The sequence below is a fragment of the Rheinheimera pacifica genome, from assembly GCF_024809855.1.
In the GTDB taxonomy this organism is placed as follows: Bacteria; Pseudomonadota; Gammaproteobacteria; order Enterobacterales; family Alteromonadaceae; genus Alishewanella; species Alishewanella pacifica_A.
Genome location: NZ_JANUEM010000002.1, coordinates 375,684 through 398,645, shown reverse-complemented (window position 1 = coordinate 398,645; position 22,962 = coordinate 375,684). Strand labels below are relative to the sequence as shown.

At 49.0% G+C, this 22,962-nt stretch carries 16 protein-coding genes; 13 read left to right on the top strand and 3 right to left on the bottom strand.

What is annotated here, in order from left to right; genetic code table 11:
- The first annotated feature begins 1 nt into the window (after position 1).
- Both M2404_RS04650 and M2404_RS04645 read left to right on the top strand, forming a co-directional pair.
- Entirely contained in the window at positions 2-754 is a 753-nt protein-coding gene (locus M2404_RS04650; protein WP_259238562.1) for a 3'-5' exonuclease, read from the top strand.
- A gap of 51 nt (positions 755-805) precedes the next feature.
- Positions 806-1,693: a DMT family transporter gene (locus M2404_RS04645; protein WP_259238561.1), complete on the top strand. Its 888-nt coding sequence runs from the start codon at positions 806-808 to the stop codon at positions 1,691-1,693.
- On the opposite strand, the gene M2404_RS04640 is transcribed toward M2404_RS04645, so the two are convergent.
- Positions 1,690-2,169 carry a hypothetical protein gene (locus M2404_RS04640; protein WP_259238560.1) on the bottom strand — a complete coding sequence of 160 codons (480 nt, stop codon included), beginning with the start codon at positions 2,167-2,169 and terminating at the stop codon, positions 1,690-1,692. The two genes, M2404_RS04645 and M2404_RS04640, sit on opposite strands and share 4 nt — an antisense overlap.
- A gap of 100 nt (positions 2,170-2,269) precedes the next feature.
- On the opposite strand from M2404_RS04640, the gene M2404_RS04635 reads away from it, so the two are divergent.
- The 3 genes from M2404_RS04635 to M2404_RS04625 are packed head-to-tail and all read left to right on the top strand — an operon-like array spanning position 2,270 to position 5,935.
- The gene (locus M2404_RS04635) at positions 2,270-2,872 is read left to right on the top strand and encodes an aspartyl/asparaginyl beta-hydroxylase domain-containing protein (protein WP_259238559.1); all 603 of its coding nucleotides are present in this window, start codon (positions 2,270-2,272) and stop codon (positions 2,870-2,872) included.
- A complete protein-coding gene (locus tag M2404_RS04630) occupies positions 2,835-4,823 on the top strand; it encodes a phytanoyl-CoA dioxygenase family protein (protein WP_259238558.1) in 1,989 nt (662 codons plus the stop codon). Before M2404_RS04635 ends, M2404_RS04630 begins: the two co-directional genes overlap by 38 nt.
- Positions 4,823-5,935, top strand: coding sequence for a hypothetical protein (locus M2404_RS04625; RefSeq protein WP_259238557.1), 1,113 nt, complete (start codon positions 4,823-4,825; stop codon positions 5,933-5,935). The genes M2404_RS04630 and M2404_RS04625 overlap by 1 nt, the downstream gene beginning before the upstream one ends.
- Here the strand turns inward: M2404_RS04625 and M2404_RS04620 are convergent.
- Positions 5,908-6,672: a hypothetical protein gene (locus M2404_RS04620; protein ID WP_259238556.1), complete on the bottom strand. Its 765-nt coding sequence runs from the start codon at positions 6,670-6,672 to the stop codon at positions 5,908-5,910. The genes M2404_RS04625 and M2404_RS04620 overlap by 28 nt on opposite strands.
- Before the next feature lie 117 nt (positions 6,673-6,789).
- Here M2404_RS04620 and M2404_RS04615 point away from each other — a divergent pair, with 117 nt between their 5' ends.
- From M2404_RS04615 to M2404_RS04580, 8 genes are all read left to right on the top strand, one after another.
- Positions 6,790-7,299, top strand: a complete 510-nt coding sequence (locus M2404_RS04615) for a GNAT family N-acetyltransferase (RefSeq protein WP_259238555.1) — start codon at positions 6,790-6,792, stop codon at positions 7,297-7,299.
- A 133-nt stretch (positions 7,300-7,432) separates the two neighbouring features.
- The gene (locus tag M2404_RS04610) at positions 7,433-7,720 is read left to right on the top strand and encodes a DUF6916 family protein (protein WP_259238554.1); all 288 of its coding nucleotides are present in this window, start codon (positions 7,433-7,435) and stop codon (positions 7,718-7,720) included.
- A gap of 72 nt (positions 7,721-7,792) precedes the next feature.
- Positions 7,793-8,329: a phage tail protein gene (locus M2404_RS04605; protein WP_310503063.1), complete on the top strand. Its 537-nt coding sequence runs from the start codon at positions 7,793-7,795 to the stop codon at positions 8,327-8,329.
- Between the two features lie 12 nt (positions 8,330-8,341).
- Positions 8,342-8,863 carry a phage tail protein gene (locus M2404_RS04600; protein WP_259238553.1) on the top strand — a complete coding sequence of 174 codons (522 nt, stop codon included), beginning with the start codon at positions 8,342-8,344 and terminating at the stop codon, positions 8,861-8,863.
- A gap of 11 nt (positions 8,864-8,874) precedes the next feature.
- Complete coding sequence (locus tag M2404_RS04595) at positions 8,875-9,420, top strand: phage tail protein (RefSeq protein WP_259238552.1); 546 nt, start codon at positions 8,875-8,877, stop codon at positions 9,418-9,420.
- Positions 9,421-9,760: 340 nt separating this feature from the next.
- Positions 9,761-10,801 (top strand): TIGR03032 family protein, encoded by a 1,041-nt coding sequence (locus M2404_RS04590; RefSeq protein ID WP_259238551.1) that lies wholly within the window; start codon positions 9,761-9,763, stop codon positions 10,799-10,801.
- A 27-nt stretch (positions 10,802-10,828) separates the two neighbouring features.
- A complete protein-coding gene (locus M2404_RS04585; protein ID WP_259238550.1) occupies positions 10,829-20,161 on the top strand; it encodes an Ig-like domain-containing protein in 9,333 nt (3,110 codons plus the stop codon).
- Positions 20,162-20,274: 113 nt separating this feature from the next.
- Positions 20,275-21,192 (top strand): hypothetical protein, encoded by a 918-nt coding sequence (locus M2404_RS04580; protein ID WP_259238549.1) that lies wholly within the window; start codon positions 20,275-20,277, stop codon positions 21,190-21,192.
- Here the strand turns inward: M2404_RS04580 and M2404_RS04575 are convergent.
- Positions 21,161-22,840, bottom strand: a complete 1,680-nt coding sequence (locus tag M2404_RS04575; protein ID WP_259238548.1) for a methyl-accepting chemotaxis protein — start codon at positions 22,838-22,840, stop codon at positions 21,161-21,163. The genes M2404_RS04580 and M2404_RS04575 overlap by 32 nt on opposite strands.
- Positions 22,841-22,962: the final 122 nt, after the last annotated feature.

Sequence of the window (22,962 nt, the reverse complement as noted above, 5' to 3'; positions counted from 1 at the left end):
TATGCTGTATCTGGGGCCATCTGCGTTAAAACACCGTGCCAGCACCCATAATGAGCACCACATTGATAACTGGCAGCAGTTTTACCAGCAGCAAGCGCAAAATGCGCGCCATCCGCTGCTGCACCGCTTTTATCAGACAGGCATCGTAAGCGCTGACACACCGGTATCTGACCTGCCCTTGCTGGCGCTGGATTTTGAAACCACCGGCCTTAACCCGGCCAACAATGGCATTGTCAGCATTGGCTTATTGCCGATGACCTATAAGCAGCTACACAGCTCGCAGGCGCGGCAATGGCTGCTAAAACCGCGTTTTGCGCTAAGTGATGAATCAGTTACGCTGCACCGTATTACCCATTCAGACATTGCCGGCGCGCCGGACTTAACCGCAGTATTGCCAGATCTACTGCAACTTATGGCCGGTAAAGTGATAGTGCTGCATTACCGCGGCATTGAGCGGCCTTTTTTAAATGCGGCGCTTAAGGCACGGCTGGGCGAAGGTATTCACTTTCCGGTGATTGACACTATGGAGTTGGAAGCCAGGTTGCACCGGCACAAACCGCTAAGCTGGTGGCAACAGCTACGCGGGCAAAAACCTGTGTCGATCCGCCTGGCAGACAGCCGGTTACGTTATAATCTGCCCGCCTACCGGCCGCATCATGCGGTAACCGATGCGCTGGCCTGCGCCGAGTTGTTGCAGGCCCAGCTGGCCCACCGTTTTAGTACAAACACGCCAGTCAGCCAGCTCTGGTGTTAACGGTGTAGCCACGTATAATCTGCGTTTTTATTCTGCGAAGGCTGTGTCACTTTGTCTTACGAATATATGGCGCTGGCAGCTGCTGCTTGCTGGGCTTTTGGCAGTTTGTTGTCGGCGCAGGCTTCGTCCCATTTAGGCGCCTTTGCCTTTACCCGCTGGCGTATGCTGTGCGCTGCCAGCCTGTTATGGCTGATAGCCGCCATCAGCGGTGGCTGGGCTACATTGGCGTTTAGCAGCTTTGGCTTGTTACTGCTCTCCGGTGTGATCGGTATTTTTATTGGCGACACCGCCTTATTTGCTGCGATGAACCGCTTAGGCCCACGCCGCGCCGGTGTGTTGTTTGCTACGCACTCGCTGTTTTCTGTGGTGCTGGCGTATTTCTTTCTTGGCGAAACCTTATGGGGCTGGACACTTATCGGCAGCAGTTTGCTGGTAAGCGGTGTGATGATTGCCATTTTCTTTGGTAAACGTAAAACCGAGCTGCATATATGGGAGGCAAACCAAAGCCAGTTAGCCTCTGGCGTGGCGCTGGGTTTGCTGGCCGCATTGTGCCAGGCCGTGGCTACCTTAATGTTAAAGCCTCTGATGGAAACAGATATAGATGCCATAGCCGCTTCAGCAGTGCGTATGACAACCGCTTTTGTGCTGCACCAGCTTATTTTTATGCTGGGTTTTAAATTAGCACGCGCTTATTTACCGATGAACAAAAAAGTGTTTTTGCTGGTGTTGGCTAATGCCGGTATTTCTATGGTGCTGGGTATGACACTGATATTGCAGGCTTTAAAATACGGCGATGCCGGTTTAGTGGCTATTTTATCCTCCGTTAGCCCGGTATTGGTGCTGCCGCTGTTATGGCTGATATATAAACGCAGCCCGGCAACCGGTGCCTGGCTGGGGGCCGCGCTTACCGTGCTGGGAACTGTGCTGATACTGTATTAAGGGCGCAGCCAGCGCTGCATTTGTGGATAACCACCGGCCTGTCCGGCAGGCTGGCACAGCCCATACCAGCTTAGCAGCGGGTGGCCAAACCCACCCTGCTCAGAAAATGCAGTGATATAAGCAGCAGACCCCCCTTTGTAACCGGCAGGATGAAACAAAAACTCTGGCGGTAACTGTAAAGCGGTTAATGCCGCCCAGGACCAGGCAATAGCAGCCATTTCTTCAGCCGGCCCCTGCCCGGCAGACTTTCTCACATCTTCCTGCAACAAGTGCCGGCTGGCAGCAGGCATTACCGCAATATGGCCGGCTTCATGTAGTAAATCTCCGGGGTATTTCAACTGCTGCGTGTCAATACACAAGCCACCGTTTTTAATCTGTACCCCCGGTAAAAACCCAGCCTGTGTCAGCGGCTGCAGCGTCCAGCTAATGCCAATAGTGCTGAAAAAATCCAATATCTTATGCAGTTCGTCTGTCATCTGTAGAGTTCCGGAAAATTGATTTTACAAACAAAGAGCTTCCATAGTGCTTTTTTTCTGTTAGCCTCTGTTTTTATAAAATAAAGTTAACGAATTAGCTATGACTATTTGTAGTTTTGCCTTGCTGGGCACTGTGCCTGAGTACCTGCAAATGCAGCAGGAACTCAGCTTGTTACTGCTGCAGCAGTGGCATGCACATGTTAATAAACGGGACTATCAGGGCGGCTGGGACGTATTAGCTTTACGCTGTGCTACGCAACATCTTAATAGTCACGGTATTTTGCAAAGTTTTGCTATTCACCCCGATGCAAACTGGAGCAACTTACCCTATCTGGAACACAGCCCAGCACTGCTGCACTTTGTAAATACGTTACCTTACCAGCTAAAATCGGTACGATTAATGCGCCTGCATCCCGGCGCTGAAATTAACGCCCACCGCGATCATGGTTTAAGCCTGGAGCATGGAGAAGCCCGGCTACATTTGTCTCTTCAAACCAATGAACAGCTAAATTTTTTTGTGAATGAAAAACGAGTACCTATGCGGGCAGGTGAGCTTTGGTATATCAATGCCGATCAGGTACACAGAGTCGAAAATAAAGGTGCAGAGCCGCGCATTAATTTGGTACTGGACTGCGTAGTAAATGATCACTTAAAGGAGCAAATTTATGCCGGATGCAATGCAACACCACCCAAAGCTGACTGACCTGATGTTGCCAGAGTTGGCTAAGAAAATATTACAGTGCAAAGGTGCAGCTGAAGCCCGCCCGCTAATTGTGTCTTTGCTAACCAGCTTATGCCAGCACATTAACCTCGACCTGCACCCGGATCAATACAGAGATTTGGACTTTACCCTTACCCCCTATGGGAAAGCTGTATCACCCACAACCGCAGCGCAGTGTGCTGAAGATGTTGAACGAAGCAGAGTATTTATGCAGGGAGTATATCAGGCAGTGCATGAACGCCTGAACCCAGAGCGGCCAGTTCAGTTACTCTATGCAGGTACCGGGCCTTTAGGCTGGTTGGTTTTGCCACTGCTCGGTTTATTTAGTGCAAAACAGCTACAGATTACAGCATTGGATATTCACTCATTTTCTCTCGAAAGCTTTCGTAATGTGTGCAATACACTGAACTTGGGAGACAGAATTGCAGATTGGGTATGCGCTGATGCCACTGTGTGGCAGCCGGCAGAAGGTACTACCTACGATATAATCCTGTCTGAAACCATGAATCAATTTTTGGAACAGGAACCACAGGTTCAAATATTCGTTAATTTACAACGCTGTTTGGCAACAGGTGGCAGCCTGATCCCGCAACAAGTGCAACTTTGCGCTGAGCTGGAGTCGCACGACCGCCAACATCAGGCGTGTTACCCACTGGGGCAGGTATTTAATCTGAATAGTGAAAGTGCAATCCGGTTACAGCAAGGAGAAACCAGCATACTCACAGCAACATTCCCTGTACCAATGTCTGAAGCTTGCGCAGTTGATGTAAAACTATGTACCGAAATTCAGGTATACCGGAACTTCTGGTTACGCGAAAATCAAAGTCAGCTCACTCTGCCCAAATACCGACGGCAGGTACGGCTATCTCCCGGCACAAACTTAACATTCAATTATCAGTCGGGTCATTTACCCAAATGGCAGTTACAGTATCAAACTGCTTCTATTGAACTGACACCAAGCAGTGATCTTAGTGGCGAAGGTATCTATCACCTGCACCGTTTATGGCAAAAAACGCTGCTGAAAAAGTTACAAATCTCTTCTGAGCCCACTACACAACCAACTGCTGATGAATGGAATCTTGACCGGGCAGTATTGGATCTAATAGGTACAGGTTTACAACCTGGTATGCAACTGCTACATCGTTGCGACAGCTTATCTGCTCTACAACAGGAAATCCGGCAACTCGCGTTAAGTGAGTTACAAAAACAGGAAATTAATCGTCAGTTAAAAGAACTATCGGCTGCCCGACAACCCACAGCAGTACCTTCAGTGTTGTCAGAAAAGCAATTAGAGTTCTGGCGGCAAAATGGTTATTTAGTTATCCCATCGGTACTTACTGCGGCACAATGCGAGCACAGTCGACAGGCTGTATGGCAGCACCTGCAAGCTGACCCGGAGCACCCTGCCAGTTGGTATCAACATCTGACACTGTGTGAAAAAATTATGTTGCCGCTATTTCGTCATCCTGCTCTGGATGCCAACCGGCAAGTGCCAGTTATCAGGCAAATTTTTGAACAACTCTGGCAACGTACAGATCTGGTTATGAGCACTGACAGAGTCAGTTTTAATCCCCCCCAGACGGCTACCTGGAAGTTTCCTGGCCCAGGCATGCACTGGGATATGGAGCTTCGCACGCCGGTGAAGTTTGCAACTCAAGGTTTAATTTACCTGACAGATACCACAGAACAGCAAGGCGCTTTTTGCTGTGTACCAGGCTTTCATCTGCAGATAGAGCAATGGTTACAGCAACAACAACAGGATGAAAATACTTTGCAGCAGCAAAACTGGGCCCAATGGCCGGTAAAAGCTATAGCTGCCAAAGCTGGCGATTTAATTATCTGGCATCACGCTCTACCTCACGGCCCTTCAAAAAACATGACTGATCAACCCCGTATGGTGCAATATATTAATATGTATCCGGTAGCAGATTAATGTTTACCGTGACGCTGTATTACAACCTGCTACACAACGCTGAACAGTTACAGACTTTATCGCAGCAAACCAGCTTAGATGAGTTTGTGCGCTTGTTAAAATTGTACCTACAATGGCCTGAAGCCAATTTTGAACAAGTGCAGCTTTTTCTGGCAAAACAGAACAGCCTGCCATTTTGCCCGCAGGCTGAGCAATTCAGCCAATGCTGGCAACCCAGCGCTTATCAGGCGAAGCAAAAAACAATTCGCTGGATACCTGCATTTACTAAACCAGTGTTACCTTTTCTGGAAGAGGATATAGCCCTTAGTCGCCAGAGCCTGCTTGCACAATTTATCCAGCCGTATAGCGATGTAGCTGAATTATTAGCACAACGGGAAAAACTTCCGCCAATACAACCGGCCTTACTAATTTTTCATTGGTCAAGATGTGGCTCTACATTGTTGTCTGGCAGTTTTATGCTGCAACCTGAATGTAAAGTATTATCAGAGTCGATGCTAATAAGCGATTTATTAGCAGATCCATACTGGCAACCTCAGCAGGAAAATATGCTGGATTTGGCCGTCAGGCTACAGGGCCGCTTCCGGCATGCTGAAGAAAAACTCGTTATCAAGTGCAATGCCTGGGACTTACAACACTGGCGTGTTTGGTTAAAAACGTTCCCGTCAGCTCAGGTTGTATGTTTAATCCGCCAGCCTGAAGCTATTCTGGCTTCCCATGAAAAACAATCTGGAAAACACATGGTTAGCTTACAGCCTGCGCTCTGGCATCAGCTACCTCAAAACTTACCTTTACTGGAATACCGGATAAAAGTAATACAGCTAATGGCAGATTACATGCAGCAAATACTGACTAAGAAAAAATGTAAAATCCTTACCTATGAACAGTTGAAACAAACTACACCAGCAACATTGGCCGGTCTGGTGAATATTACACTAACCATACAACAAACCGGACACTGGCTGGAGCGGCATAAATTCGATGCTAAACAGCGGGGAGTACCGTTTAAAGCCGCAACAAAAACAGCATTAGAAGTGTTTAATACCAACCAACTAGAGCATATCAGGCAAACGCTGACACCGGTGTATCAAAACCTGGTTGAATTAGGAAATTGATAGCCAAGCCGGATAGCAATATCACGTATCTGGGGGATTTTTATCAGTATGGGGAAATCTGGTAGCGATTGTACTGAGGCGCCTCCAAACTGGTCTAACGGTTGTTCAACAGGCCATGAGACATCTGTTTCACAATGTAAAAACTGCGCTAACTGCTGTCTGGCATCCGCAGTAAATAATTGATTAAAGCTAAGGCTGAGCCAGTCATCCACAGGCCATTGCTGCTGATAGAGCCAGGCTTGCCATTGCACTTCAGCCCAGTACCATAAATTTTTTTCTGCTGGACTCAATTGTGGCCAGAGTGACTGGTGCTGATATAACAGCTCCTGCTCTGCACCTGGAAGAAACAGGTTTTTAACCGGGAGATGAGGCAGAAACGGCGGAATAAAAGCATTCAGTTTTAATAAAGATTGCACAGTTTTAACGGGTTCTCTGTGGATATAAATAATCTTTACTTCACCCAGTTGTTGTTTAAACCAATGCAGATGGCGCCAGCACGGAAAGCCCGTTTCAATATAGGTTTTCCCCTGCTGCAATTGCCGTTTTATATAGGTTAAATGATTTTGAATTTGCTCAGCATTAGCCGCCAGTGGATTTTGCGGTGTATTCAAATCCGGCCGGTAACCCAAATGTATAGGTTCATGCTGTACCACAAAGTTAGTAGACCAGCATTGCAGCGTTTCTGCCAGCCACTGCGTACCACAACGGCCGGTTGATAAAACAAAGAATGCTGTCATATTTTATTCCCGGTTTATTTTGTATTATCAGTTTTATATTGTTGCTAATGAATACTGGAAAATTGGTAACTTCTTATTTATGCTGGCTTAAAACAGAAACTAAAACAAGGACCTGCCTTGAAAAAACTTACTCTGCCTGATGGCTTATCTGTACGTCCGGCAACGGCAAAAGATACAGTATTTCTGGAGTCTCTATATCAGTCAACCCGCGACGATCTGTCATTTCTTGACGCCCCGGAAGAGCAAAAAGCAGAACTAATGGAAATGCAATTCAGAGCCCAGACACAAGGCTATGGCGATGCGTATCCGAATGCCATGTATTTTATTATCGAAAAACATCAGGAAGCCATAGGCAAAGCTACTCTGGATTTTGGCCCGAACGAAGTGCGGTTAATTGATTTGGCGTTGATACCAGCAGCCAGAGGCAAAGGTTTAGGCGCAGCAGTGGTACAGGCTTTTCAGCAGGCTTCAGCCGCAGTAGCAGTGCCTATGACTCTGACTGTGCTGCAGGAAAATACAGCAGCTAAAGTTTTGTATCAGCGGTTAGGGTTTGTTACTACAGCAATTCAACAACCCTACGAGCTAATGATTTGGTATCCGCCAGCGATGCAAAAAATTATTATTTGAGCTTCAGCACTAAATTACAGCATAAACCTTTTGAAATTAACTTATTAAAAATTATGGTTTTTAGTGGCTTTTATCAGTTTACTTTTCTAAGCTGATTTGGAATCGCTTCAGGAGCATAATTTCGGGAAATCAAATGGAACAATTTAACTTTGATACATTAACGGCCTTGCTGAACCAAAAAATCCAGTTGAAGGACGGCAGCAATAATATAGTTCAGCTTAATGTAGAGAAGGTCTCTTTACCTCGCTTTACAACTGAAGAGTATGAAGCTTTCTCGGTTGATTTGAGCAGCGATGCAGAGGTGCATTGCCCCAGCGGTAATTATCTGTTTAGCCATCAATCTTTTGGTGAAGTGCAACTGTTTATGTCGCCTTATGCAACAGATAAATATCAAATTGTAGTATCACAAAAAAAGAGCTGACACTGCACAAGGTGAGCTGTGTTTTACACCTGAATTTACGGTGTTTTCATTCACATCAGGAGAACAATAACTATGTCAATGCCTTTTATAGGTGAAGTAAGAATGTTCGCGCTCCCCTTTCCTCCCAGGCATTGGGCGGACTGTGCAGGGCAGCAAATGGCTGTTAACCAGAATCAGGCCCTGTTTTCGTTGCTGGGCACCGTATTTGGCGGTAATGGCACCACTACGTTTGGGTTACCGGATTACCGGGGCAGAACACCATTAGGGCGTGGAACTGATCCGGGTTCTGGCGTGAGCTATAACCCCGGTCAAACAGGGGGGCTGGAAAATGTCACCTTGCAAGTAACACAGATACCCCAGCATATTCACTACTTTAACGCACAAAACTCGCCGGGGCTATTTAACAGCCCAAGCCCGCCGGCGGGCTCCAACCTGTGTGCAGTGTCAGATCCAGGCTTTTACTATGTTACTCCCGACAGCAACCTGAAGACCTTAGCCACAGATGCTTTGTCTACAGAAGGAGGCAGTCAACCGCATGCCAATATGCAGCCTAGCCTGGTATTACGTTTTTCCATTGCCCTGCAGGGCGTATTCCCATCCCGTAATTGAGGAGAACAAATTATGTCCGCACCTTTTATGGGCGAAGTTCGGGTATTCGCCGGCACCTTCGCTCCCCGAGACTGGGCGTATTGCAACGGCCAAAGCCTTGCTATCTCACAAAATGACGCGCTCTATGCACTAATTGGCACAACCTACGGCGGCGATGGAGTCAATAGTTTTAATTTACCGGAGGCCCGTGGCAGGGTGCCAGTGGGCCAAGGTACAGGGCCAGGCTTAACAGCCAGAGTTCTGGGGCAAAGTTTTGGTACCGAGACTGTCACGCTTGTCAGTACTCAGTTACCGGCTCATAGCCATACGGTGTCCGTTTCTGATACAGACGCCAGTCTTAGTACACCTACAGGCCAGCTGATTGGTAAGGGCTACCACTATCAGAGTCCTTCTATAACTACAGGCCGCACTGCACAATTGTTGCCCAATGCAGTGGGGCAAATTGGTGGTGGTCAGCCGCACGAAAACATGATGCCGTTTCTGGCAATGAGCTTTATTTTGTGTTTGCAGGGTATTTTCCCTTCACGTAACTAAGGAGATGCATAATGTCAGAACCATTTGTAGGGGAAATCCGGCAGTTTCCTTATAGTTTTGCACCGCATAATTTTGCGTACTGCGCAGGCCAGCTGATGCCTATTCAGCAAAATACGGCGCTGTATTCCATCCTGGGGGTGAATTATGGTGGTAATGGTACCAGTAATTTTGGTTTACCCAATTTACAGGGCCGGTCCATGATGCATCAGGGCAATGGGCCCGGCTTAACTCCCCGTGTTGTCGGTGAAACAGACGGCGCTGTTGCTGTAACCTTGCTGCAGACAGAAATACCCTCCCATAATCACTTAATGACAGTGAAAATGTCAGGAGGGAACAATGTGATTACAGACGGGACTGGTGCTTATCTTTCTCTCTCAGAGCAGGCTGATGGCTCATCGATACAAAGAGCTTATAGCAACCTGATTGACCAGTTAGTACCTTTAGCCCCCACTATGCTGGGAATTACAGGAGGTAGCCAGGCCCATGAAAATCGTCAACCTTATATAGTGATACCATTTTGCATTGCATTATTTGGTATGTTCCCCTCCCGTAATTAAGCAACTTTTGCTTTTAGCCTGCATTAACCGCACAAGGAGTGTTGCGCTAGTGCAGGCATTTCAAGCAGTTCAGTATAAATTGTGGCTTAGATTGTTATTATTTTCATTGAGGGACTGGCGGATAGTTCCCGTTGTGATTACAATTTCACCAAAATGAACTGCAGCTGAACCTGATTTGGCCTGCAGATGTACAACAGGGATTTGCAGTGACGCGTTTTCATTTTGTTTCCAGCCAGCCGTCAGGCTCTATATCACTAACCGATCTATGTCGGTTAAATTTCCTCATGGGCATAAATGGCCATGAGCATTGTTGCTACTTACATTTTGCCGGTGCTGGCCAATGAGCCTTGCTCGTTTTTCGCCTGATGCAGCAGCTCTATTGCAGCAGTTGGGTATTAACATCGTACTTACTTCTTATACTGCAGGGCGCGTTTTTGTATTTGGTTGCCAGTCCGAATCGATTGTGCAATCCGGTTTTCGATTAAAAAAAGCGGCGGGAATTGCTAAATCTGGCGCCTTACTTGCTATTGCCGGGGCCAATGGCGTTATTGTGTTTCGCCACGAGCCGCGTTTAACGCACCCTCAAAATAGCGAATTATATCGCTCAATTTTTTATCCCATTCGTGAATTCAAAACACACCACCTCAATTTGCACGATTTGGCCTTTACCCAACAGGGTCTGGTCGGTGTTTGTACCGGGCAAAACTGCCTGGGGCAAATCGATAATACCGATTACCTGCACTACAAGAGTGTCTGGCAACCCAATTTTGTCGGCGATGTCAGTTTTACCGATTGCTGCCATTTGAATGGTATGGCTACCGACGAGCAAAAGCAGATCCGTTATGTAACGGCGTTTAGCCAAAGCAACAGCAACGAAAGCTGGCGCCAGAATGCAGGTATGGAAACGGGTGTCGTGATTGATGTGCAAACACAGGTGCCTGTCGTTACAGGTTTGTCTATGCCCCATAGCCCGCGTTGGCATCAGGGGCGTTTGTACTACCTGAATTCCGCAGCAGAGCAATTATATTGTTTTGATCCTGCCACCGGGCAAAACCAATTATTAGTTCAGGCAGAGGGCTTTTTAAGAGGCATGGATTTTTATCAGCACTACGCGTTTATCGGTGTGTCGCGGTTAAGAAAAACCAGTAGCTTTGGCTTTTTACCTATTGCCAAACGGGTCATCAAGCCCGGTTTTATTATTGTAGATTTACTAAAAAAAGAAGTTATCGGTGATGTGCTGTTACCGGACGGGGTGGATGAGGTTTTTGACCTGAAAGTGCTCACTGAGCCTGGCCCCACCAATTTATATGACCCTGATAGGCCTGATGCTCTTCAAGCTTGCATTGCAGGACAAGGCGCTGTTTGGCTTAAAAATCAATAAATGAAAACTGATGTGAAAGGACAAGTTATGAATGGGCACAAGTTACTAAAAGAAAGTGGGTTGCTCGCCAAATACAAAATTGATGAGCGGGTCATACCTACACGCAAACAGCGCCGTGCTGTGCTTCGCTATTTGGATCTGCTTGAGCGTCAGGTAAATGTCGGTGCATTGCAGAAAAAAGCCCTTGGTCAATTGAGCCGGGTTTATTCAGGCTATCGCTGGTTTCAGAAATTGTCCTTAAATTTGTCTTTTGTGGCAGTTCTGGCTTTATTGCAGGGGCAATTTGCCAATGCCGACGAAGTCTTATCGTCGTCAGTAAATCGTCAATTAACGGCGCAAACCCAAAATTATATTCAGGCGAAAGCCGCAGCCGATTTTACATCAGCAGCACCAACACAAGCTGTTGGTCAGGCAAAACGGTCAGTTCAGTCACTGCATTTATTGGCTAACCAAAGTGCGGATGACTCTTATCAGCAATCACTTGCCTCACTCAATAACGAAGAATTCTTTGTTGCTGACAACGCGATCTTAACGGTGATTGATCCGGCTCTTGATCAGTGGGAAATATTATCTGATGCCGTGCAATCCGGTGAAGTGCTGCTATTAAAAGCAGGTGAATCGCCACTTGAACAAATTATTGCCAAAGTAAAAACCATGGGGCAGGTGAAGGTTTTAAATATCCTGTCGCATGGGGCTGATGGTGAAATTTATTTGGCCGGGCAGTCTATTTCTGCCAGAAACCTGAATGAATACAAACAACAACTGCAAGAATTGGGTGCATTGTTAACGGAAGATGGGCAGTTACAGTTATTCGGCTGTGATGTGGCGAAATCCGGGCTGGGCAAAGGTTTTGTAACTGAGCTGGCGCAAATAACCGGCGCTGATGTGGCTGGCTCTGTGAATTTGACCGGTTCCGGCATCGAACAAACCAAACAGCCTTCTGACTGGGACTTAGAGTATTTTACCGGCGAACAAATTATTGGTGTGGCGCAGACCTTTAACATTAAGCGTTTGCTTGCCTATAACAATGTGTTAGCGACGGTATATGATTTTGAACAAGATGCTACGTGTTATGTCTATGATAATTACGGAATTAACACATGCCCGATAACTGTTGGCTCAGACTTATCTGTTCGGCCAGTGTCGGTTAACCAGGATCAGAGTGTATATGCGCACAGCAATTACAGACCTACTGCTCAGGGCTCGGCCGTAGAACCTGCAGGCTCAGCGAATGGTCAGTTGTGGATAAATGGGGGCGGTTGGGGATCAGGCGGCAGGCCCCGATACCTGGAGCTATCTAAGACGGATAATACCGACTTTATCCCGAATTCGGTCTCGGTCAGGTTTATAACCTATCGCCCCGTTGCTGGCCACACGGGAATCCCATCGGCAGATGTGTTTGAAATTATTGGTTTGGATGGTTCGGGAGTTCAAGTCGCCTCTATAAAATATGATGCGGTATACGATACCGATACCATTACCATCAATTTTGCCAACCCTGCCAGTTCTGTTTATACCCGTAATAATGGTACTTATAATACAGCTCCCACACGCACTGTTTCTGGCAGTTTTGCCAGCGTACGTAAGTTGCAGTTTAAAATTAATGCTAACTATTTTGGTATTGATGACTTGTCGGTTGGCCCGTTGGTTGTCAACGCCGCCCCGGTAAACAATGTTGCTCCTACCATTACCGGCACTGCCACCGTAGGTAATGCACTTACCGGTAGCACCGGCAGTTGGACCGATGCCGATGGTGACACGCTAACCTATAGCCGCCAATGGTACCGGGCTGATGATGCCAGCGGCACCAATCGTGCGGCTATTGCGTCAGCAACCGGTACTACGTATACCCTGACTACCAGCGATGCCCATAAATATATTCAACTGGTGGTAACAGCTAATGATGGCAATGGTGGTATTACAACTGCCAACTCGACCTACACACAGGTCGCCAACACTGCGCCTGTGAACAGTGCGCCACCTAGTATCAGTGGTACCGCTACTGTGGGCAACGTCCTTTCAACCACCAATGGTACCTGGAGCGATGTCGATGGTGATAACCGTACATACAGCTACCAGTGGTACAGAGCCGATGACAACATTGGCACCAATATGGCCGCGATTGCTGGCGCCACCACGGCCAGTTATACGCTAACGACCAGTGATGCGCATAAATACCTGCGGGTTGTTGTTACCGCCAACGATGGCAATGGCGGCACCACGCCTGCCAACTCAACCTATACGCAGATCCTTAACTCAGTGCCGGTTAACAGTGTACCACCAGGCATCATTGGCACCACTGCGGTAGGCAGTACTCTTTCAACCAGCAATGGCGCCTGGAGCGATGCCGACGGTGATGGCCGTACTTATAGCTACCAGTGGTACAGAGCCGATGACAATAGTGGTACCAACCTGGCAGCTATTGGCGGTGCTAATAGTGCCAGCTACACCCTGACCGCCAGCGATGCCCAAAAGTATCTGCGTGTGGTTGTCACCGCAAATGATGGTTATGGCGGTATTCAGGCTGCAACATCGGCATATACCGCTGCAGTCAATACGTTGCCCTCCGACATAAGTTTATCTAATAACAGTGTTGCCCAAAGTGGTGGCGCTAATGCCAGCGTCGGCACATTAAGCACATCAGACCCGGACATAGGCGATACCTTTACCTACACCTTGGTAGCCGGCGTTGGTGATACCCATAACGCCAGCTTTAACATCAGTAGTGCATCTTTACGTGCCAATGATTCGTCTGCGTTGACGGCGGGGGCATACAGTGTGCGTATCCGCACCACGGATAATGCGGGCGGCAGTGTCGAGAAGGCATTTACAGTTACAGTAATTGATGATGTTGTACCTGTAGTAACCAGTATTGCACCGCAGGGCGGTTCGTTACCTGATGCAACCACAGTAACCTTTGCGGTTGGCTTCAGTGAAGCGGTAACCGGAGTGTCTACCGATGATTTCACATTAACAACAACAACCGGCAATGCCGCAGGAACCATCGCCAGTGTGGCTGGCTCCGGGGCGGTTTATACTGTGACGGTAAATAGCATTAGCGGCAGTGGTGCAATACGGCTAGATTTGCGTGCAGGCACCAATATTGCCGATGCTGCAAGCAATGCCAGCCCGGCCTATACCGGCGGTACTGCGCATACGGTAGATATACCTACGGTGCCAGATGCCCCTGTTGTTGGTACTGCTACAGCTGGCAATGGCCAGGCTTCGGTAACATTTACCGCACCAGCCAATAACGGTGGCGCGGCAATTACCGGTTATACCGTTACGTCCAACCCTGGTAACTTAACAGGCACCGGTACAAGCTCTCCGATTACGGTAGGCGGGTTAACCAATGGTGTGGCTTATACCTTTACCATAACGGCCACTAATTCGGCAGGTACCAGTGTGGCATCTGCCGCATCAAACTCCGTTACACCGGCAGCGCCGCAAACGATTACCTTTAATAACCCTGGCGCGCAAAACTTTGGTACCACGCCAACACTGGTTGCAAGTTCATCAGCCGGTGGCGGTTATGTTGTTACTTTCAACTCCGCTACACCTGGCGTGTGTACTGTTAATGGCACAACGTTAAACTTTGTTACGGCAGGCTCTTGTACTATTCAGGCCGATCAAGCCGGTGATGCGGCATATTCTGCAGCTCCTCAGGTAGAACAGACATTTAATGTCAATGCAATAGCACCAGCTGCACCAACCAACCCGGTAGCAACAGCAGGTGATACCCAGGCCAGCGTTGCCTTTACAGCGCCGGTTAATACCGGTGGTGTGGCAATTAGCAGCTATACCGTTACGTCCAGCCCCGGTGGCTTTACCGGCACGGGTTCCGGTTCTCCTGTTGTTGTTACAGGCTTAACCAACGGTGTCGCTTATACCTTTACTGTAACTGCAACCAACGTCTCAAGCTTAACAGGTGCCGCGTCAGCAGCTTCTAACTCCGTGACACCGGCGGCCATTCAAACCATTACCTTTAATAACCCGGGTGCACAAAACTTTGGTACTACACCAACGCTAACGGCAACTTCGGACTCTAACTTAACGCCAACCTTTACCTCTGCATCGACTGCCGTGTGTACTATTACCAGCGGCGGGGCACTAACCTTTGTTACCGCAGGTATGTGTACCATTAATGCTGATCAGGCCGGTAACGCCAGTTATTTGCCAGCCGCTCAGGTAAGTAATACCTTTACAGTTAACCCGGTAGTGCCCGGCATACCAACGGCGGTTGTTGCCACTGCGGGTGATACTACAGCAAGCGTTGCTTTTGCCGCACCAGTCAATACCGGTGGCGTTAATATTACCGGTTATACTGTTACCTCTAACCCCGGTGGCTTTACCGGTACAGGTGCAGCTTCACCGATTACCGTTAATGGCTTAACTAATGGTACCGCCTATACCTTTACCGTAACGGCAACTAACTCTGCTGGTACCGGTGCTGCATCGCCTGCATCCAACCAGATTACGCCAGTGACAAACCAGACTATTACCTTTGCTAACCCCGGAGCGCAGAGTTTTGGTACTACACCAACACTGGTAGCAAGTTCGTCAGCCGGTGGCGCTTATGTTGTTACTTTCAGCTCCGCAACACCTGGCGTGTGTACTGTGAATGGCACAACCTTAGACTTTGTCACGGCAGGCTCTTGTACTATTCGGGCCGATCAAGCCGGTGATGCGGCATATTCTGCTGCTCCTCAGGTAGAGCAAACATTCAATGTCAATGCAGTTGTGCCTGGTGCACCAACTGCAATAACTGCAACTATAGGTGATACTACAGCTGCAGTTACTTTTGTAGCCCCCACATTTAACGGTGGTGTGCCAATAACTAACTATATTATTACGTCTTCTCCGGGCGGCCTGACAGCCAGCGGTAGCAGCTCGCCTATCACGGTTAGCGGCTTAACGAATGGCACCAGCTACACTTTTACTGCAGTAGCCGTCAACTCGGCAGGTAACAGCGCCCCTTCTGCACCATCAAGTGCTGTAGTTCCGGTAGCTAACCAGAGTATTACCTTCGCCGATCCCGGCTCTCAGGCTTTCGGTAGTGCCCCAACTCTGACGGCAACAGCAAGCTCTGGGTTAGCAGTAACGTTTAGTTCATCTACCACTGATGTGTGCAGTGTTAGCAGTAGCGGCACCTTAGCTTTTGTGACTATCGGCACCTGTACTATCAACGCCGATCAACCGGGCGATGCTGCTTATTTAGCCGCGCCGCAAATTAGCCGCAGCTTTAGTGTTACAGCCGTTGTACCTGGAGCACCAACAATAGGCACAGCCACGCCATTGTCAGGCACAGAAGCCAGCATAACCTTTAGCGCACCAGCTTTTACCGGCGGTAGCGACATAACCTCATATACCGTGACATCCACTCCGGATAATCTGTCGGTATCAGGTAACGGCTCTCCAATAACCATAACCGGTTTAACTGGAGGTAAAGCCTACACCTTCACTGTTACTGCCACTAACTCCGCAGGTGTCAGCGTAGCTTCTGCGGCGTCAAACAGCATTACGTTGAACAGTGCACCAGAGATTAGCGGAACACCGCAAACTCAGGTATCCCGTGGCAACGCTTACCTGTTTACCCCGGTTGCTACTGATGCTGAAAACGATAGCCTGACTTTTAGCATTAGCAACAAACCAGCCTGGGCCAGCTTTAGTACAACGACTGGCGAACTAAGTGGCACACCAACACGGGATGATGTAGGTACAACTACAGGTATTGTTATCAGTGTGAGTGACGGCGAGCTTAGTGCTTCGCTGGCAGCATTTAGCATTGAAGTGACTGCAGTAAATGACGCTCCGGAAATAAGCGGAACACCTCTTACGTCTGTTAATCAGGATGAAGCCTACAGCTTTGTGCCCACCGTCACAGATGCGGATGGCGATACGCTGACCTTCAGTATTGAAAACAAACCTGTCTGGGCCAGCTTTGATACTGCTACAGGCGCACTAACCGGTACTCCGGTGAAAGAGCATGTGGGCACTACCAGCGGTATTGTAATTAGCGTATCTGACGGCGAGTACAGCGCTTCGCTGGCGGCATTTAGCATTGAAGTTATCAATGTAAATGAAACCCCGGTAATCAGTGGTACACCGTTGACCAGCGTCAATGAAGATGAAGCCTACAGTTTTGTGCCAACTGCCTCGGATCCGGACGGCGATACGCTGACCTTCAGTATTGAAAACAAACCTACCTGGGCAAGTTTTGATACTGCTACAGGCGCACTAACCGGTACTCCAGCGAAAGAGCATGTGGGCACTACCAGCGGTATTGTGATCAGTGTGTCTGATGGCGAATATACTGCCAGCCTGGATGCCTTTAACCTGGAAGTGATTAACGTTAATGCAGCTCCGGTAGCGGTAGATGATAATTTCACCCTGCCATTTAGCAGCAACCATACTTACCTGTTGGATGTACTGGCAAATGATACTGACCCGGATGGCGATACCTTAACCATTACCGCTGCCAAAGCCAGTATTGGCCTGGTGAGTATTCAGGCTAATAAACTGCAATTTAACGCGCCGGAAAACTTCAGTGGTACAGCCACCTTTAGCTACAGCATTACTGACGGTGAATTTAGTGATCAGGCAAAAGTTACCCTGCAAATAGACGGCAGTAACCCTGATGCGCCGGTAATTACAGCACCGGATGATTTAATTGTTAATGCCAGCGGCCTGTTTACCAAAGTAAATGTGGGTGTGGCGACGGCAGTTGATAGCTCAGGTAACCGGCTGGCAGTATCGTTAGTTAACGGCTCGCCGCTGTTTGCGTCAGGCCGCCATGAATTATACTGGCGGGCAACTGATGCCAACGGCGTTAGCAGCACTGTAACCCAGCTACTGCAAATTAATCCTCTGGTGTCACTAAGCAAGCCGCAAACGGTTATTAACAACAGCACCGTTACCATTGAGGTTATTCTAAATGGCCCGGCTCCGGCTTATCCGCTTGAGGTTGCTTACAGTGTGAGTGGCTCAGCCAGCGCAGTGACAGAACATAATCTGGCTGCCGGTTCAGTACAAATAAGCTCCGGCCTGCGTGCCAGCATCAGCTTCGATATCTTCGCTGATTTAACTACCCAGGCAGAAAAAGATATTGTTGTTACGCTTAGCAACAGCCTGAACCTGGGCGCCAATGCCAGCACAACCATTACGGCGACAGAAGCTAATCTGGCTCCTGTGGTTATGCTGGAAGCACAGCAGCAAAATCAAATCCGGCTGACCGTGGGCAAAACTGCCGGTGACGTTACTGTTGCCGCACAGGTTACTGATCCAAACCCTGGTGATACAGTTAGCCTGCAATGGCAGGCTGACGCAGCACTGACCAATATTTCAAACGATATATCGCAGTTTGTATTTAACCCGGCAAACCTGAGCAGTGGTGTTTATCAGATAGCGCTAACCGCAACAGATAATGCAGCAGAACCACTAAGCTATACCGCCGAAGTATACCTGCTGGTACAGGATGTGTTGCCGGTGCTGGATGGCAGCGACAGCAACAACAACCTGATCCCGGACAATGTAGAAGGTTTGGGTGACAGCAACGGCAATGGTATTCCGGATTATCTGGACCCAGGCTTTGACTGTAACGTAATGCCAGAGCAACTGATAACTGTAACCCAGTTTGTAGCTGAAGGTGAACCGGGTATCTGCCTGCGTAAAGGTGCTACCGCGGCGCTTAGCAATACCGGCGGCATTCAGTTAACCGGTGCTGATATGCAATGGCTGGAACCAGACATGCAGGCCACTAATATTGGCGGCACCTTTGACTTTATTCTGCGCAACCTGCCAACTGCCGGTGCGAGCTATGCACTGGTGTTACCACAGCGGCAACCTGTGCCACAAAACGCAGTTTACCGTAAGTTTACGCCTGCCAACGGCTGGACTAACTTTGTACAAAACGAGCGCAACCAGTTGTTCAGTACTGCCGGCGAACCGGGCTTCTGCCCACCGCCTGGCGGCAGCAACTGGCAACCGGGTTTAACAGCCGGCCACTGGTGTATTCAGCTGACCATTGAAGATGGCGGCCCGAACGATGCCGACGGTTTAGCTAACGGCACTATTGTTGACCCGGGTGGTGTTGCCGTTGTGCTAAATGGTAACCAGTTGCCAATAGCTACAGACGATAACTACTCCGTACAATGGAACCAAAGCCATACTCTGGAAGTGTTGCAAAATGACACCGATCCGGATGGCGATACACTGAGCATTAATCAGGCAGCAGCAGCATTTGGTAGCGTAAGCATCAGTGATGATGGCCAGACATTGCTGTATACCCCGGCGCAGGACTTTATTGGTACTGACACCCTTAGCTATGGAATCAGCGACGGTAATAACGGCAGCGCCAGCGCCACTGTTACAGTGGAGGTGTACTACAACAGGCCGCCGCTGGTAAGCAATGCAACAGCCAGCACTAATGATAAAACACCGGTTGACATTGATGTGCTGGCCAATGCCAGTGATCCGGATGGCGACACACTGATTATCAGCAGTGCCAGCGCGCAAAACGGCAGTGTAACAATCACTGCAGCGCAAACCCTGCGCTACACCCCGCAAGCAGGCTATAGCGGTACTGATACCGTTAGTTTTACAGTAAGCGATCAGCGTGGCGGCAGTGTTAATGGCACAGTGACAATATCAATAACAGCATATGAGGTTATTACAGTGGTAAATAAATCGTCTGGTGGTGTGCTAAATGGCTGGCCACTGTTATTACTGGCCGGGCTGGCACTGGGCCGGCGGCGCAAAATGCTGCAAAAGCCCGTGTTGCTGTTAGCCGCTCTGCTAAGTTTTAACACTCAGGCAAACTGGTCGCTTGATGCTATGTTTGGTAAAAGCACAACTAAGCAGTCAACTGCAGAAATCCTTGCCCAGCTACCTGCAAACGCAGAGTTACTGCAATATGATGACAGCGGGAAAAGCTGGGCGCTGGGGCTGAGCTATTATTTTACGCCCCGGCTGGCAGTACAGGCACACTATGTTGACTTAGGCGACGCCAGTGTCAGCATGCGCGGTGAAACACTGACCCCGGAAGCGTTTCATAAAGCAGTATCAGACATTGGCCCTATGCTGGCAAAAGGTGTACGTAGCGGCTTGTCTTATCACGTATGGCAGCATGCTGGCTGGTCAGCTACTGTGCAGGCCGGTGTATTCGCCTGGAACAGCGAAACCAACAGCACCGCCGGTGATAACCTGATCCGCTATAAAACCAGCGACACCGACATCTACTGGGCGCTTGGTGCCAGTTATGCACTGGACGAGCACATCGCCTTACAGGCGGTATTTAACCGCTACCACCTGGAAGGTAATAAAGCCGACAATATTATGCTTGGTGTCAGTTACTCGTTTTAAACCGTAAGGCGCCTCAGGGCGCCTTTACTTTACCTGCAATACTATTACCAAACAGCAAAATGGTTAATACTGGCTTAAGCAGGCGCCCGCCATGCTGTTAACCGGAGGCTGCCATGAAACAACTCACCACGCTTAGCCCTGCTCAACGTTTATTTGCGTTGTTACTGCTTCTGCTGGCACTTTCTGCCGGTATTTATAGCGGTATATTGCAACAACGGCTGTTAAACCCTGCGCTGTCACCGCTGGATGACAGAGCAAATAGCGCCCTGCAACGCAGCTTAATGCTTAGCAGTGCCTCTTTTGCCACTGCCCGCTTAATTGACCGCGGTATTGCTTTTGTATCAGAAGCTCAGGTTGGTGTTGGCGTGGCCAGTATAAAGCCCGGCCAGTTGTTAAAACCGCTGCAGGATATGGCGGTACGCTATTCTGATTTAATGGTACTGGCCATGACATCTATTGGCCTGCAGCTGTTTTTGCTGGAATTTGGCAAACTGGCGGCCCTGCCGTTGTTTGGCACCGGCATTCTGCTGTCGGCCGTTATGTTATTGCTGGGCCCGCCTGCCTGGCGCAGCACCGCTACCTACCTGTTACGTATTTTTATTGCCCTGTTACTGGTTATCCGCATTGGTGTACCGTTGGCTGCTTTTGGCGTGGCTGAATTGTCAGACTGGGTACTGGAACCACAGCGTATTGCCGCAGAGGCTGCCCTTAGCGGTGAAACAGCGGCTTTACAACGGGTAGATCAGCCGCTGCAAAGCGGTAATGAAGGTTCATTAAGCTGGTTGAAGCAAATGGCCGCGCAGGCTAACGATATGTTTGCGGCGGTTAAAAGCTTTTCCGACAATATGGTAGAAAAGCTGATTCAGCTAATTGTAGTGTACAGCCTGCAAACTCTGGTGTTTCCACTGTTGTCATTGTGGCTGCTGTGGCACCTTGGCCGTTGGTTTGTGCGCCGGCCACTGGCTGAACGGCCCGCACCGGCGCATACAATACCTGCAGTTAAACCCGGAACCGCTGTACCAGGGCACTAAGGCGTTGCTCAATAGTACCCAGCTCGTCGGTCGATTTTGCCAGCTCAGAGGCATTATTTGCAGCCTGATCAGCCAACTGGGCAATTTCATGAATACTGCGGCTGATATCAGTTGCCACTGCCGTTTGTTGCTCGGCTGCGGTGGCAATCTGAATATTCATCTGGGTAATGGTGCTCACCGATTTAGTAATAGTTTGCAGCGACTCGCTGGCTTTATCGGCCTGAGCTACTGTTTGCAGCGATTGCTCTTTACCACGCTGCATTACCTGCACGGCATCGCGGGTGCCCTGCTGAAACAGATCAATCATTTGCTGAATTTCATTAGTGCTTTGCTGCGTGCGGGTTGCCAGTGTACGTACTTCGTCTGCTACTACGGCAAAGCCACGGCCCTGCTCACCGGCACGGGCAGCTTCTATTGCGGCGTTTAACGCCAGCAGGTTAGTTTGCTCGGCAATGCCGCGGATAACATTCACCACCGACCCTATCTGATCAGCATTAGCGCCCAGTTTTTCAATAGCATCACCGGCGCGGTTTACGTCATCTGCCAGCTTATTAATTGAACTGATGGTAAGCGACACACTTTGCTGGCCGCCAACGGCTTCTTTGTCGGCCTCCTGCGCCGCACTGGCAGCTAAACCGGCACTACCGGCCACTTCCTGCACGGCGGTAGACATTTGGTACACTGCTGCTGCAACCTGAGTGGTTTCAGCCTTTTGCCGGCCCGCATCCTGATCAGTTAAACGCACAATTTGCTGCATGGTAGAAGCAGAATGGCTCAGTGCCAGTACCGCTTGTTTTACCTCATTAACCAGTTGCTGGATTTTCTGCGCAAACTCATTAAAGCCACGCGCTACTTCGCCTACTTCATCGGACGTTTCTACCTGCAGCCGCTGGGTTAAATCGCCCTCGCCCTGGCCAATGTTAATTAATGCTGCTGAGGCTTTTTGCAGTGGCGACACCACTAAATTTGCCACAAATAATGCCAGTAATACCACCAGCACCAGCATCACTATGGCGCCACCGGTGATTAGCAGCAGGGTATTACGGATACGCTCGCTGATTTGCCTTTCCTGCTCTGCCACGCGCCGGTCAATATCGTCGATATAAAAGCCCGAACCTAAAACCCAGCGGTTATTATACATGGGTGCGGCATAGCCCAGCTTGGGCGTTAAGCCACCGCGGGTTTTCTCATCCCACATATAGGTAACAAAGCCACCGCCTTTTTTACCGGCCTCAATTAAATCGCGGATCAGCAGTACACCGTTAGGATCTTTTAACTCGATCAGGTTACGCCCTTCCAGCGCGGCATTAGAGCCGTGCACTATATTTACGCCAGCTAAATCGTACACAAACATATAACCATCATCGCTGAACTTCATGGCGCGGATCACTGCCTTGGCAGTATCCAGCTGTTCTGCCGACGGCTCACCACCGCTAAAGTACGGTGCCACTGCAGTTATGGCTATAGCAACATGATGCTCCAGTGCATTTTGTTTTTCGTGCATCATATCAGCGCGAAACTGCACAACTTCTGCTTCCCCCATAGCGCGCATCTGGCTGTATATCAGCAGCATCAGCGCTAATACCACTGTTACTATTGGCAAAACCGCCAACAGCAGCATTTTATTTTTCAGCTTAAAGTTAAACATAGGCAGGCTCCGCAAAATAGCGATAACAAGTTGATTCTGTTACAGCATAGTGTAAACAATGTGGAAAGAAAGCAGGATGCGACCTTAGTTTATAAGCCGTTTAGCCATGCCTGCATACGTAT